6 protein-coding genes, 11 tRNA genes and 3 rRNA genes are annotated in these 14465 nt (G+C 45.6%); all 20 read left to right on the top strand.

Annotated features, from left to right (window positions below; genetic code table 11):
• Positions 1-62: 62 nt before the first annotated feature.
• The 20 genes from pbp2a to KIH88_RS08400 all read left to right on the top strand — a co-directional run bounded on the left by pbp2a (position 63) and on the right by KIH88_RS08400 (position 14442).
• Positions 63-2258 carry a penicillin-binding protein PBP2A gene (pbp2a, locus tag KIH88_RS08495; RefSeq protein ID WP_213988912.1) on the top strand — a complete coding sequence of 732 codons (2196 nt, stop codon included), beginning with the start codon at positions 63-65 and terminating at the stop codon, positions 2256-2258.
• Between the two features lie 52 nt (positions 2259-2310).
• Positions 2311-2463 (top strand): 50S ribosomal protein L33, encoded by a 153-nt coding sequence (gene rpmG, locus KIH88_RS08490; protein ID WP_009755504.1) that lies wholly within the window; start codon positions 2311-2313, stop codon positions 2461-2463.
• 9 nt (positions 2464-2472) lie between these two features.
• Positions 2473-2649: a preprotein translocase subunit SecE gene (gene secE, locus KIH88_RS08485; RefSeq protein WP_000505776.1), complete on the top strand. Its 177-nt coding sequence runs from the start codon at positions 2473-2475 to the stop codon at positions 2647-2649.
• Between the two features lie 51 nt (positions 2650-2700).
• The gene (gene nusG, locus KIH88_RS08480; protein ID WP_000376728.1) at positions 2701-3237 is read left to right on the top strand and encodes a transcription termination/antitermination protein NusG; all 537 of its coding nucleotides are present in this window, start codon (positions 2701-2703) and stop codon (positions 3235-3237) included.
• A 120-nt stretch (positions 3238-3357) separates the two neighbouring features.
• Positions 3358-3831, top strand: a complete 474-nt coding sequence (locus KIH88_RS08475; protein ID WP_001049387.1) for a transcriptional regulator — start codon at positions 3358-3360, stop codon at positions 3829-3831.
• Between the two features lie 65 nt (positions 3832-3896).
• A tRNA-Glu gene (locus KIH88_RS08470) sits at positions 3897-3968 on the top strand.
• Positions 3969-4199: 231 nt separating this feature from the next.
• Positions 4200-5746, top strand: a 16S ribosomal RNA gene (locus tag KIH88_RS08465).
• A 51-nt stretch (positions 5747-5797) separates the two neighbouring features.
• Positions 5798-5870: transfer RNA gene (locus tag KIH88_RS08460), tRNA-Ala, on the top strand.
• 122 nt (positions 5871-5992) lie between these two features.
• Positions 5993-8894: ribosomal RNA gene (locus tag KIH88_RS08455) — 23S ribosomal RNA — on the top strand.
• A 76-nt stretch (positions 8895-8970) separates the two neighbouring features.
• Positions 8971-9086: ribosomal RNA gene (gene rrf, locus KIH88_RS08450) — 5S ribosomal RNA — on the top strand.
• Together the 16S, 23S and 5S rRNA genes with 11 tRNA genes alongside form the textbook arrangement of a ribosomal RNA operon.
• Positions 9087-9090: 4 nt before the next feature.
• Positions 9091-9163, top strand: a tRNA-Val gene (locus KIH88_RS08445).
• Positions 9164-9167: 4 nt separating this feature from the next.
• Positions 9168-9240, top strand: a tRNA-Asp gene (locus KIH88_RS08440).
• Positions 9241-9264: 24 nt separating this feature from the next.
• Positions 9265-9337: transfer RNA gene (locus tag KIH88_RS08435), tRNA-Lys, on the top strand.
• A gap of 5 nt (positions 9338-9342) precedes the next feature.
• Positions 9343-9424, top strand: a tRNA-Leu gene (locus KIH88_RS08430).
• 12 nt (positions 9425-9436) lie between these two features.
• A tRNA-Thr gene (locus KIH88_RS08425) sits at positions 9437-9509 on the top strand.
• Positions 9510-9536: 27 nt separating this feature from the next.
• A tRNA-Gly gene (locus KIH88_RS08420) sits at positions 9537-9608 on the top strand.
• A 7-nt stretch (positions 9609-9615) separates the two neighbouring features.
• A tRNA-Leu gene (locus KIH88_RS08415) sits at positions 9616-9701 on the top strand.
• Between the two features lie 11 nt (positions 9702-9712).
• A tRNA-Arg gene (locus KIH88_RS08410) sits at positions 9713-9786 on the top strand.
• 15 nt (positions 9787-9801) lie between these two features.
• Positions 9802-9875 (top strand) — tRNA-Pro (locus KIH88_RS08405).
• A gap of 178 nt (positions 9876-10053) precedes the next feature.
• Positions 10054-14442 (top strand): PolC-type DNA polymerase III, encoded by a 4389-nt coding sequence (locus KIH88_RS08400; RefSeq protein ID WP_213988854.1) that lies wholly within the window; start codon positions 10054-10056, stop codon positions 14440-14442.
• Positions 14443-14465 lie beyond the last annotated feature (23 nt).

Genomic DNA, 14465 nt, shown 5'->3' with positions numbered 1-14465 from the left:
CTATTTGGATAGGGAGTAGCTAAATTCTTGAGTTCCCATGGTGAAGATGATAAAATAAACGCATGAAATTAGATAAATTATTTGAGAAGTTTCTTTCTCTCTTTAAAAAAGAAACGAATGAATCGGCGGAGTCGGATTCTACTAGTATGCGTCGTTCTCGGAGCGATAGAAAAAAATTGTCACAAGTAGGGGCAATTCGGAAATTTTGGCGTCGCTATCATCTGACCAAGATTGTCATCATTTTAGGGTTAAGTGCAGGTTTGCTAGTAGGAACCTACCTATTTGCGATAGCCAAGTCTACCAATGTCAATGACTTACAAAATGCCCTAAAAACCCGAACTCTGATTTTTGACCGCGAAGAAAAAGAGGCAGGAGCCCTATCCGGTCAAAAGGGGACCTATGTTGAGCTGGCAGATATCAGCAAAGACTTGCAGAATGCTGTTGTCGCGACAGAGGACCGTTCCTTCTATAAAAATGATGGGATTAACTACGGTCGTTTCTTTCTAGCCATCCTTACAGCAGGTCGTTCTGGAGGGGGGTCTACCATCACTCAACAGTTGGCGAAAAATGCCTATCTTTCCCAGGACCAGACCGTTGAACGGAAGGCCAAGGAGTTTTTCCTTGCCTTAGAGTTGACAAAGAAATACAGCAAGGAGCAAATCCTTACTATGTACCTCAATAACGCCTACTTTGGAAATGGGGTATGGGGTGTTGAAGATGCGAGTAAGAAATATTTCGGTGTATCGGCTTCACAACTAACGCTTGATCAGGCGGCCACTCTAGCAGGGATGCTCAAGGGGCCAGAATTGTATAATCCATTAAATTCTGTTGAAACTTCAACCAATCGTAGGGATACTGTTTTGCAAAATATGGTTGCAGCGGGTTATATTGATAAAAATCAAGAGACCGAAGCGGCTGGAGTAGATATGGCTTCTCAACTCCAAGATAAGTATGAAGGCAAAGTTTCGGATTATCGTTACCCGTCCTATTTTGATGCAGTTGTCAACGAAGCAGTTTCCAAGTACAATCTCACAGAAGAAGAGATTGTCAACAATGGCTATCGAATCTACACAGAACTTGACCAAAACTACCAAGCAAACATGCAGGTTATTTATGAAAACACTTCGCTATTTCCAACAGCAGAAGACGGAACGCATGCCGAATCAGGTAGTGTCGCTCTAGAACCCAAGACTGGTGGAGTGCGTGGAGTTGTTGGTCGTGTAGCTGGTGATGACAAACCAGGCTTTCGCAATTTCAACTATGCCACTCAGTCTAAGCGTAGCCCGGGCTCAACCATTAAACCTTTAGTCGTTTATACACCTGCAGTAGAAGCAGGATGGGCCTTAAACAAGCAACTGGATAATCATACGATGCAGTACGATAGTTATCAAGTGGACAACTATGCAGGGATTAAGACTTCGCCTGAAGTACCTATGTATCAGGCTTTGGCTGAATCACTCAATTTACCGGCAGTTGCGACTGTAAATGCATTAGGTATTGACAAAGCTTTTGACGCTGGGGAGAGATTTGGCCTGAATATGGAAAATGTTGATCGAGTTCTTGGAGTCGCTCTCGGTGGAGGCGTAGAGACGAATCCCCTCCAGATGGCGCAAGCCTATGCAACCTTTGCTAATGAAGGTCTGATGCCTGAAGCGCATTTTATCACTCGTATTGAAAATGCCAGTGGCCAGGTCATCAAGAGTCATAAAAATTCCCAAAAACGAGTGATTGATAAGTCGGTAGCCGATAAAATGACCAGCATGATGCTAGGGACATTTACCAATGGTACAGGAATTAGTTCATCGCCAACAGATTATGTTATGGCTGGAAAGACAGGTACTACTGAGGCTGCTTTTAATTCAGTATATACTAGTGACCAGTGGGTGATTGGTTATACTCCAGATGTGGTAATTACCCACTGGCTCGGCTTCCCGACGACGGATGAGAACCATTATCTAGCAGGTTCGACATCAAATGGAGCAGCCCATGTCTTTAGAAGTATGGCTAATACCATTTTGCCATACACTCCAGGTAGCACCTTTACAGTTGAGAATGCTTATAAACAAAATGGTATTGAACCAGAAAATACGAAAAAGCAGGTTGTTGAAAATGAGACAAACCAGTCTGAGGATCCGATAGCGGATATTCGTAGTCGTGCACAAAATCTTGTAGATGAAGCGGGACGTGCGATTTCAGAAGCTAAGATAAAAGAAAAAGCCCAGACAATATGGGACTCATTCCTTAATCTATTTCGTTAAGAGGCTTGTCAAAGCCTAGGTTTCTTGTTATAATAGATAAGATGGAGGCGTTATGGCATTAAAAAAAGCAAGCCTAGCTTGTGCAGTTTGCGGTTCAAGGAATTACTCAATCAAAACTAGTGGGAACCCCAAGCCAACACGACTAGAAGTAAATAAATTTTGTAAACATTGTGGGAAATATACGACACATAGAGAAACGAGATAGGAGAGAACGATGGGTTTTATTAAGGATATTTTTAAACTTCTTAAAGAAACAACGTGGCCAACTCGCAAGGAAAGCTGGAGAGATTTTCGATCTATTATGGAATACACAGCCTTCTTTGTGGTCATCATTTACATTTTTGACCAGTTGATTGTTTCAGGTTTGATTCGATTTATTAACATTTTTTAGAAGAAAGGCGGAGAACTTCTGCTAGTTTCTTCTATTATGAAAGGAAATATCATGGATAGTTTTGACAAAGGATGGTTTGTTCTACAAACTTATTCTGGCTATGAAAATAAGGTAAAAGAAAATCTATTGCAACGTGCACAAACGTATAACATGTTGGATAATATTCTACGCGTTGAGATTCCAACACAAACCGTGCAAGTTGAGAAAAATGGAAAGAAAAAAGAAATTGAAGAGAATCGCTTTCCAGGTTATGTCCTTGTAGAAATGGTCATGACCGATGAAGCATGGTTCGTCGTTCGAAATACACCGAACGTAACAGGATTCGTCGGATCCCACGGTAACAGATCAAAACCAACTCCGCTATTGGAACAAGAAATCCGTGATATTCTGGTTTCAATGGGACAAACTGTTCAAGAGTTTGATATTGACGTTGAAGTTGGTCAGACTGTCCGCATCATTGATGGCGCTTTTGCAGACTACACAGGTAAAATTACTGAAATTGATAACAATAAAGTGAAGATGATTATCTCTATGTTTGGTAATGATACGATTGCAGAAGTAAACCTAAACCAAATTGCAGAATTATAACCCCAGAGAGGCCTTGCCTCTCTTTTTATGTGCCGTTGAGGGAGGAACAAGTATAGAATAGAGGAAATGGGCCCATGGGATCGTGCATTTTGCTAAACTAAATGCAGAAAGGAGAGGTCTATGAATCTGAAGGAACTATACGAAGAAACGAAGGGCATTGTCCATAAGTGTCGCAAAGATTATCATTTGCATCTGTGGGAGAAAGAGGACTGGGACCAGGAAGGCATGTTATGTCTGTATGAGCTGGTGAGTCGCAACCCAGAGTTACTAGAGGGCGAGCGCCATCAACTATATGTTTGCTTTAAAACAAAATTTAGAAATCGTATTCTAGATTACATCCGTAAACAGGAAAGCCACAAGCGACGTTTTGACAAAGAACCCTATGAAGAGGTGAGTGAGATTAGTCATCGCCTAGGAGAAAAAGGACTCAGGCTGGACGATTATTATCTCTTTCACGAACTTCTAAAGAATTACAAATCAAAGCAGAGTATGGAAAAACAAGAGTTAATAGACCGTCTCATGGGAGGAGAAGTCTTTAGAGGACGTAAAGCTCTCCTGAGAGAACTTTCCCTTATATTTTCAGAATTTCGGTAAAGAGGTAAAAAAGATCTTGACAAAGGTAAAAAAGTAGGTATAATAGAAAGAGTTGAAAAGCTCAAGGTCCGTTGGTCAAGGGGTTAAGACACCGCCTTTTCACGGCGGTAACACGGGTTCGAATCCCGTACGGACTATGGTGTATTGCGGTTAGAAAAAACTTGAAAAAAGTTTAAAAAATCTGTTGACAGAGGCAGGTAGCTGTGATATACTAATATAGTTGTCGCTTGAGAGAGATTGAGTGACAAAGACCTTTGAAAACTGAACAAGACGAACCAATGTGCAGGGCACTACAACTTTAGTTGTAGTACTGAACAATGAAAAAACAATAAATCTGTCAGTGACAGAAATGAGTGAGAACTCAAACTTTTAATGAGAGTTTGATCCTGGCTCAGGACGAACGCTGGCGGCGTGCCTAATACATGCAAGTAGAACGCTGAAGGAGGAGCTTGCTTCTCTGGATGAGTTGCGAACGGGTGAGTAACGCGTAGGTAACCTGCCTGGTAGCGGGGGATAACTATTGGAAACGATAGCTAATACCGCATAATATTGACTATTGCATGATAGTCAATTAAAAGGTGCAATTGCATCACTACCAGATGGACCTGCGTTGTATTAGCTAGTTGGTGGGGTAACGGCTCACCAAGGCGACGATACATAGCCGACCTGAGAGGGTGATCGGCCACACTGGGACTGAGACACGGCCCAGACTCCTACGGGAGGCAGCAGTAGGGAATCTTCGGCAATGGACGGAAGTCTGACCGAGCAACGCCGCGTGAGTGAAGAAGGTTTTCGGATCGTAAAGCTCTGTTGTAAGAGAAGAACGAGTGTGAGAGTGGAAAGTTCACACTGTGACGGTATCTTACCAGAAAGGGACGGCTAACTACGTGCCAGCAGCCGCGGTAATACGTAGGTCCCGAGCGTTGTCCGGATTTATTGGGCGTAAAGCGAGCGCAGGCGGTTAGATAAGTCTGAAGTTAAAGGCTGTGGCTTAACCATAGTACGCTTTGGAAACTGTTTAACTTGAGTGCAAGAGGGGAGAGTGGAATTCCATGTGTAGCGGTGAAATGCGTAGATATATGGAGGAACACCGGTGGCGAAAGCGGCTCTCTGGCTTGTAACTGACGCTGAGGCTCGAAAGCGTGGGGAGCAAACAGGATTAGATACCCTGGTAGTCCACGCCGTAAACGATGAGTGCTAGGTGTTAGACCCTTTCCGGGGTTTAGTGCCGCAGCTAACGCATTAAGCACTCCGCCTGGGGAGTACGACCGCAAGGTTGAAACTCAAAGGAATTGACGGGGGCCCGCACAAGCGGTGGAGCATGTGGTTTAATTCGAAGCAACGCGAAGAACCTTACCAGGTCTTGACATCCCTCTGACGGCTCTAGAGATAGAGTTTTCCTTCGGGACAGAGGTGACAGGTGGTGCATGGTTGTCGTCAGCTCGTGTCGTGAGATGTTGGGTTAAGTCCCGCAACGAGCGCAACCCCTATTGTTAGTTGCCATCATTTAGTTGGGCACTCTAGCGAGACTGCCGGTAATAAACCGGAGGAAGGTGGGGATGACGTCAAATCATCATGCCCCTTATGACCTGGGCTACACACGTGCTACAATGGCTGGTACAACGAGTCGCAAGCCGGTGACGGCAAGCTAATCTCTTAAAGCCAGTCTCAGTTCGGATTGTAGGCTGCAACTCGCCTACATGAAGTCGGAATCGCTAGTAATCGCGGATCAGCACGCCGCGGTGAATACGTTCCCGGGCCTTGTACACACCGCCCGTCACACCACGAGAGTTTGTAACACCCGAAGTCGGTGAGGTAACCTTTTAGGAGCCAGCCGCCTAAGGTGGGATAGATGATTGGGGTGAAGTCGTAACAAGGTAGCCGTATCGGAAGGTGCGGCTGGATCACCTCCTTTCTAAGGATAAGGAACTGCGCATTGGTCTTGTTTAGTCTTGAGAGGTCTTGTGGGGCCTTAGCTCAGCTGGGAGAGCGCCTGCTTTGCACGCAGGAGGTCAGCGGTTCGATCCCGCTAGGCTCCATTGGTGAGAGATCACCAAGTAATGCACATTGAAAATTGAATATCTATATCAAATAGTAACAAGAAAATAAACCGAAACGCTGTAGTATTAAAAGAGTTTATGACTGAAAGGTCAGAAAATAAGGTTAAGTTAATAAGGGCGCACGGTGGATGCCTTGGCACTAGGAGCCGAAGAAGGACGTGACAAACGACGATATGCCTTGGGTAGCTGTAAGTAAGCGATGATCCAGGGATTTCCGAATGGGGGAACCCAGCAGGTACTACCTGTTACCCATATCTGTTAAGGATGTGAGGAGGAAGACGCAGTGAACTGAAACATCTAAGTAGCTGCAGGAAGAGAAAGCAAAAGCGATTGCCTTAGTAGCGGCGAGCGAAACGGCAGGAGGGCAAACCGAAGAGTTTACTCTTCGGGGTTGTAGGACTGCAATGTGGACTCAAAGATTATAGAAGAATGATTTGGGAAGATCAGCCAAAGAGAGTAAGAGCCTCGTATTTAAAATAGTCTTTGTACCTAGCAGTATCCTGAGTACGGCGGGACACGAGAAATCCCGTCGGAATCTGGGAGGACCATCTCCCAACCCTAAATACTCCCTAGTGACCGATAGTGAACCAGTACCGTGAGGGAAAGGTGAAAAGCACCCCGGGAGGGGAGTGAAATAGAACCTGAAACCGTGTGCCTACAACAAGTTCGAGCCCGTTAATGGGTGAGAGCGTGCCTTTTGTAGAATGAACCGGCGAGTTACGATATGATGCGAGGTTAAGTTGAAGAGACGGAGCCGTAGGGAAACCGAGTCTGAATAGGGCGCATTAGTATCATGTCGTAGACCCGAAACCATGTGACCTACCCATGAGCAGGTTGAAGGTGCGGTAAGACGCACTGGAGGACCGAACCAGGGCACGTTGAAAAGTGCTTGGATGACTTGTGGGTAGCGGAGAAATTCCAAACGAACTTGGAGATAGCTGGTTCTCTCCGAAATAGCTTTAGGGCTAGCGTCGACATAAAGATTCTTGGAGGTAGAGCACTGTTTGGGTGAGGGGTCCATCCCGGATTACCAATCTCAGATAAACTCCGAATGCCAAAGAATTATGGTCGGCAGTCAGACTGCGAGTGCTAAGATCCGTAGTCGAAAGGGAAACAGCCCAGACCACCAGCTAAGGTCCCAAAATAATTGTTAAGTGGAAAAGGATGTGGGGTTGCACAGACAACTAGGATGTTAGCTTAGAAGCAGCTATTCATTCAAAGAGTGCGTAATAGCTCACTAGTCGAGTGACCCTGCGCCGAAAATGTACCGGGGCTAAAACAATTTACCGAAGCTGTGGATACCTTTATAGGTATGGTAGGAGAGCGTTCTATGTGTGGAGAAGGTGTACCGTGAGGAGCGCTGGAACGCATAGAAGTGAGAATGCCGGTATGAGTAGCGAAAGACAGGTGAGAATCCTGTCCACCGTAAGACTAAGGTTTCCAGGGGAAGGCTCGTCCGCCCTGGGTTAGTCGGGACCTAAGGAGAGACCGAAAGGTGTATCCGATGGACAACAGGTTGATATTCCTGTACTAGAGTATGTAGTGATGGAGGGACGCAGTAGGCTAACTAAAGCAGACGAATGGAAGTGTCTGTCTAAGCAGTGAGGTGTGAATTGAGTCAAATGCTTAATTCTATAACATTGAGCTGTGATGGGGAGCGAAGTTTAGTAGCGAAGTTAGTGACGTCACACTGCCAAGAAAAGCTTCTAGCGTTAAACATACTCTACCCGTACCGCAAACCGACACAGGTAGTCGAGGCGAGTAGCCTCAGGTGAGCGAGAGAACTCTCGTTAAGGAACTCGGCAAAATGACCCCGTAACTTCGGGAGAAGGGGTGCTGACTTTACGTCAGCCGCAGTGAATAGGCCCAAGCAACTGTTTATCAAAAACACAGCTCTCTGCTAAATCGTAAGATGATGTATAGGGGGTGACGCCTGCCCGGTGCTGGAAGGTTAAGAGGAGTGCTTAGAGGTAACTCGAAGGTATGAATTGAAGCCCCAGTAAACGGCGGCCGTAACTATAACGGTCCTAAGGTAGCGAAATTCCTTGTCGGGTAAGTTCCGACCCGCACGAAAGGCGTAATGATTTGGGCACTGTCTCAACGAGAGACTCGGTGAAATTTTAGTACCTGTGAAGATGCAGGTTACCCGCGACAGGACGGAAAGACCCCATGGAGCTTTACTGCAGTTTGATATTGAGTGTCTGTACCACATGTACAGGATAGGTAGGAGTCTAAGAGATCGGGACGCCAGTTTCGAAGGAGACGTTGTTGGGATACTACCCTTGTGTTATGGCCACTCTAACCCGGATAGGTGATCCCTATCGGAGACAGTGTCTGACGGGCAGTTTGACTGGGGCGGTCGCCTCCTAAAAGGTAACGGAGGCGCCCAAAGGTTCCCTCAGAATGGTTGGAAATCATTCGCAGAGTGTAAAGGTATAAGGGAGCTTGACTGCGAGAGCAACAACTCGAGCAGGGACGAAAGTCGGGCTTAGTGATCCGGTGGTTCCGTATGGAAGGGCCATCGCTCAACGGATAAAAGCTACCCTGGGGATAACAGGCTTATCTCCCCCAAGAGTTCACATCGACGGGGAGGTTTGGCACCTCGATGTCGGCTCGTCGCATCCTGGGGCTGTAGTCGGTCCCAAGGGTTGGGCTGTTCGCCCATTAAAGCGGCACGCGAGCTGGGTTCAGAACGTCGTGAGACAGTTCGGTCCCTATCCGTCGCGGGCGTAGGAAATTTGAGAGGATCTGCTCCTAGTACGAGAGGACCAGAGTGGACTTACCGCTGGTGTACCAGTTGTCTTGCCAAAGGCATCGCTGGGTAGCTATGTAGGGAAGGGATAAACGCTGAAAGCATCTAAGTGTGAAACCCACCTCAAGATGAGATTTCCCATGATTATATATCAGTAAGAGCCCTGAGAGATGATCAGGTAGATAGGTTAGAAGTGGAAGTGTGGCGACACATGTAGCGGACTAATACTAATAGCTCGAGGACTTATCCAAAGTAACTGAGGATACGAAGCGTGAGGTTTTCTAATTATTTGATAGATATTCAATTTTGAGTAGGTATTACTCAGAGTTAAGTGACGATAGCCTAGGAGATACACCTGTACCCATGCCGAACACAGCAGTTAAGCCCTAGAACGCCGGAAGTAGTTGGGGGTTGCCCCCTGTGAGATATGGAAGTCGCTTAGCTCGAGGGAGTTTAGCTCAGCTGGGAGAGCATCTGCCTTACAAGCAGAGGGTCAGCGGTTCGATCCCGTTAACTCCCATATAGGTCCCGTAGTGTAGCGGTTATCACGTCGCCCTGTCACGGCGAAGATCGCGGGTTCGATTCCCGTCGGGACCGTTTAAGGTAACGGAAGTTATTTTAGACTCGTTAGCTCAGTTGGTAGAGCAATTGACTTTTAATCAATGGGTCACTGGTTCGAGCCCAGTACGGGTCATATTTGCGGGTTTGGCGGAATTGGCAGACGCACCAGATTTAGGATCTGGCGCTTAACGGCGTGGGGGTTCAAGTCCCTTAACCCGCATAATAGAAAGCAGCCGGCTTAGCTCAGTTGGTAGAGCATCTGATTTGTAATCAGAGGGTCGCGTGTTCAAGTCATGTAGCCGGCATTTTTTTATATAGAATAAGAGGTCGATGCGAACGTAGTTCAGTGGTGGAACACCACCTTGCCAAGGTGGGGGTCGCGGGTTCGAATCCCGTCGTTCGCTTAGAGAGGCCGGGGTGGCGGAACTGGCAGACGCACAGGACTTAAAATCCTGCGATTGGTAACGATCGTACCGGTTCGATTCCGGTCCTCGGCATATAATGATGAGCACCCTTAGCTCAACTGGATAGAGTACCTGACTACGAATCAGGCGGTTAGAGGTTCGACTCCTCTAGGGTGCATTTTTTTAGTTAACGCGGGAAGTAGCTCAGCTTGGTAGAGTACTTGGTTTGGGACCAAGGTGTCGCAGGTTCGAATCCTGTCTTCCCGATTGAGTATGGGGATACTTAAGGGTATCTTTTTTATATGTGTTAAGGAGATTCTGAGAATCTTCTTTTTTGTTTTTAAGGAATGAATTTAGGAAAACTAGCAGTGCTTAAGGAATGGTAGTGGCTATATATTTTCTTTAATTATGGTAAAATAGTAAGAGAATAATGTGAGGAAATTGAATGTCAAGTAAGTTTGAAATTTTAATGAATCAAATAGGAATCTCTGATAAATTGAGACAGGATCCTGCTCTTGTTAATGCAAGTATTGAGCGTGTTGTGGTTCATAAAATTAGTAAGATTTGGGAATTTCATTTTGTATTTTCTAATATTTTACCGATTGAAATCTTTTTAGAATTAAAGAAAGGGCTTAGTGAAGAATTTTCTAAGACAGGGAATCAAGCTGTTTTCGAAATCAAGGCTCTCTCTCAAGAATTTTCGAATGAACTCTTGCAGGCCTACTATAAGGAGGCTTTTTCTGAAGGTCCATGTGCTAGTCAAGGGTTTAAGTCTCTTTATCAGAATTTGCAAGTTCGTGCAGAGGGAAATCAGCTCTTTATTGAAGGTTCAGAGGTGATTGATAAGGAACACTTTAAGAAAAATCATCTTCCTAATTTAACAAAGCAACTTGAAAAGTTTGGTTTTCCAGCTTTTGTCTGCCAAATCGAAAAGAATGATGCTCTTACACAGGAGCAGGAAGAAGCCTTCCATATGAAGAATGAACAAATCGTTCAGGCTGCTAATGAAGAGGCTTTGCGTGCTATGGAACAACTGGAACAGATGGCTCCTCCAGTAGAAGAGAAACCGGCCTTTGATTTTCAGGCTAAAAAGGCTGCGGCAAAATCAAAATTGGATAAGGCTGAAGTTACTCAGATGATTGATGTGACGACTGAGGAAAATCGTTTGGTTTTTGAAGGGGTCGTTTTTGATGTGGAGCATAAGGTGACCAGAACTGGTCGCGTTTTGATCAACTTTAAAATGACGGACTACACTTCAAGTTTTTCAATGCAAAAATGGGTTAAGAATGAAGAAGAGGCTCAGAAGTTTGACATCATTAAGAAAAATTCTTGGCTTCGTGTTCGTGGGAATGTGGAGATGAATAACTTCACACGAGATTTGACAATGAACGTGCAGGATGTGCAGGAAGTTGTTCACTATGAGCGGAAGGATTTGATGCCGGAAGGTGAGCGTCGGGTTGAGTTTCATGCTCATACTAATATGTCGACCATGGATGCTCTGCCAGAAGTAGAGGAAATTATTGCGACAGCTGCAAAGTGGGGACACAAGGCGGTTGCTATCACGGACCATGGGAATGTTCAGTCCTTTCCACATGGCTATAAGGCAGCTAAGAAAGCAGGAATTCAGCTGATCTATGGAATGGAAGCCAATATCGTTGAAGACCGTGTTCCTATCGTTTACAACGAAGTAGAGATGGACTTGTCAGAAGCGACCTACGTGGTTTTTGACGTGGAAACGACGGGACTTTCAGCTATCTATAATGACTTGATTCAAGTTGCGGCTTCTAAGATGTACAAGGGAAATGTTATTGCCGAATTTGATGAATTTATCAATCCTGGATATCCCTTGTCAGCCTTTACTACCGAGTTGACTGGAATTACAGATGACCATGTCAAAAATGCCAAACCACTGGAACAAGTTTTACAAGAATTCCAAGAATTTTGCAAGGATACGGTTCTAGTTGCCCACAATGCTACCTTTGACGTTGGCTTTATGAATGCTAACTATGAGCGTCATGGTCTGCCTAAGATTAGCCAGTCAGTTATTGATACGCTGGAGTTTGCTAGAAACCTCTATCCTGAGTATAAACGTCATGGTTTGGGACCTTTGACCAAGCGTTTTGGTGTGGCACTGGACCACCACCACATGGCCAACTACGATGCGGAAGCTACTGGTCGTTTGCTCTTTATCTTTATCAAGGATGTAGCAGAAAAACATGGTGTGACTGATCTGGCTAGACTGAATATTGATTTGATTAGTCCAGACTCTTATAAAAAAGCTCGGATCAAGCATGCGACCATCTATGTCAAGAATCAAGTAGGTCTAAAAAATATCTTTAAGCTGGTTTCTTTGTCCAATACCAAGTACTTTGAAGGGGTACCACGGATTCCGAGAACGGTTCTAGATGCTCATCGGGAGGGCTTGATTTTAGGAACGGCTTGCTCTGAAGGTGAAGTTTTTGATGCAGTCGTTTCCCAAGGTGTGGATGCGGCGGTTGAGGTGGCCAAGTATTATGACTTTATCGAGGTTATGCCACCAGCTATCTATGCACCATTGATTGCTAAAGAGCAGGTTAAGGATATGGAGGAACTCCAAACTATTATCAAGAGTTTGATAGAGGTGGGAGACCGTCTTGGTAAACCTGTTCTGGCTACGGGTAATGTTCATTATATCGAACCGGAAGAAGAGATTTACCGTGAAATTATCGTCCGTAGTTTGGGACAGGGGGCTATGATTAACCGAACCATTGGTCACGGTGAACATGCCCAACCGGCTCCTCTGCCAAAGGCTCATTTTCGAACAACCAATGAGATGTTGGATGAATTTGCCTTTTTGGGCGAGGAACTGGCTCGTAAACTGGTTATTGAAAACACCAATGCCTTGGCAGAAACCTTTGAGCCTGTTGAGGTGGTTAAGAGTGACCTGTACACGCCTTTCATTGACAAGGCTGAAGAAACGGTTGCTGAGCTGACCTACAAGAAAGCTTTTGAGATTTATGGAAATCCGCTGCCAGATATTGTTGATTTGCGGATTGAAAAAGAATTAACATCCATACTGGGGAATGGATTTGCCGTGATTTATCTGGCCTCCCAGATGCTGGTGCAACGTTCTAATGAACGGGGTTACTTGGTTGGTTCTCGTGGATCTGTCGGTTCCAGTTTCGTTGCGACCATGATTGGGATTACGGAGGTTAATCCTCTCTCTCCCCATTATGTTTGTAGTCAGTGTCAGTATAGTGAATTTATCACAGATGGTTCTTATGGTTCAGGATTTGATATGCCCGATAAGGATTGTCCAAACTGTGGCCACAAACTCAGCAAAAATGGGCAGGATATTCCTTTCGAGACCTTCCTTGGTTTTGATGGGGACAAGGTTCCCGATATTGACTTGAACTTTTCGGGAGAAGACCAGCCTAGCGCTCACTTGGATGTGCGTGATATCTTTGGTGAAGAATATGCCTTCCGTGCAGGAACGGTTGGTACGGTGGCTGCTAAGACTGCCTATGGCTTTGTAAAGGGCTACGAGAGAGATTATGGGAAGTTTTATCGTGATGCAGAGGTAGAACGCCTCGCCCAAGGTGCTGCTGGTGTCAAGCGCACAACGGGACAACACCCGGGGGGAATCGTTGTTATTCCTAACTACATGGATGTCTACGATTTTACGCCTGTTCAGTATCCAGCGGATGATGTGACGGCTGAATGGCAGACGACTCACTTTAACTTCCACGATATCGACGAGAACGTTCTCAAACTTGATGTACTGGGGCATGATGATCCGACCATGATTCGGAAATTGCAGGACTTGTCTGGTATTGACCCTAATGAAATCCCCATGGATGATGAAAGCGTTATGGCTCTCTTTTCTGGAACGGAAGTTTTAGGGGTGACGCCTGAGCAAATTGGAACTCCGACAGGGATGCTGGGAATTCCAGAGTTCGGAACCAACTTTGTACGTGGAATGGTAGATGAGACGCATCCGACGACTTTTGCGGAGTTACTTCAGCTGTCTGGTCTATCCCACGGTACCGATGTGTGGCTGGGGAACGCCCAGGATCTGATCAAGCAAGGGATTGCGGACCTATCGACTGTTATCGGTTGTCGGGACGATATCATGGTTTATCTCATGCATGCTGGTCTTGAACCTAAGATGGCTTTTACTATCATGGAACGGGTACGTAAAGGCATGTGGCTAAAGATTTCCGAAGAGGAGCGAGATGGCTACATCGAGGCTATGAAGGCCAATAAGGTGCCAGAGTGGTATATCGAGTCCTGTGGGAAAATCAAATACATGTTCCCTAAAGCTCACGCGGCAGCCTACGTTATGATGGCCTTGCGTGTGGCCTACTTCAAGGTTCACCATCCCATTTATTACTACTGTGCTTATTTCTCAATCCGTGCCAAGGCCTTTGATATCAAGACAATGGGTGCGGGCTTGGATGCCATTAAGCGCAGAATGGAGGAAATCTCTGAAAAACGGAAGAACAATGAAGCCTCTAATGTGGAAATTGATCTCTATACAACTCTTGAGATTGTCAATGAAATGTGGGAACGTGGTTTCAAATTTGGCAAACTCGATCTCTACCGTAGTCAGGCAACAGAGTTCCTCATCGATGGGGATACCCTCATTCCGCCATTTGTAGCAATGGATGGTCTGGGAGAGAACGTTGCCAAGCAGTTGGTGCGAGCGCGCCAAGAGGGTGAGTTCCTTTCTAAGACAGAACTCCGCAAGCGTGGTGGACTTTCATCAACCTTGGTTGAAAAGATGGATGAAATGGGGATTCTTGGTAATATGCCAGAGGATAACCAGTTGAGTTTGTTTGATGATTTGTGTTAAGAATTAGAACGGAGAACATCTTT

The organism is Streptococcus oralis (assembly GCF_018448765.2).
Lineage (GTDB): Bacteria > Bacillota > Bacilli > Lactobacillales > Streptococcaceae > Streptococcus > Streptococcus oralis_BM.
Note: the sequence above shows the minus strand (reverse complement) of the source record. Positions and strands in the feature narration are given on the sequence as shown.

Coding starts and splice junctions, on each gene's coding strand:
- secE (WP_000505776.1), top strand. CDS start 2,473: ATGGGTTTTATTAAGGATATTTTTAAACTTCTTAAAGAAACAACGTGG.
- rpmG (WP_009755504.1), top strand. CDS start 2,311: ATGGCATTAAAAAAAGCAAGCCTAGCTTGTGCAGTTTGCGGTTCAAGG.
- KIH88_RS08475 (WP_001049387.1), top strand. CDS start 3,358: ATGAATCTGAAGGAACTATACGAAGAAACGAAGGGCATTGTCCATAAG.
- nusG (WP_000376728.1), top strand. CDS start 2,701: ATGGATAGTTTTGACAAAGGATGGTTTGTTCTACAAACTTATTCTGGC.
- KIH88_RS08400 (WP_213988854.1), top strand. CDS start 10,054: ATGTCAAGTAAGTTTGAAATTTTAATGAATCAAATAGGAATCTCTGAT.
- pbp2a (WP_213988912.1), top strand. CDS start 63: ATGAAATTAGATAAATTATTTGAGAAGTTTCTTTCTCTCTTTAAAAAA.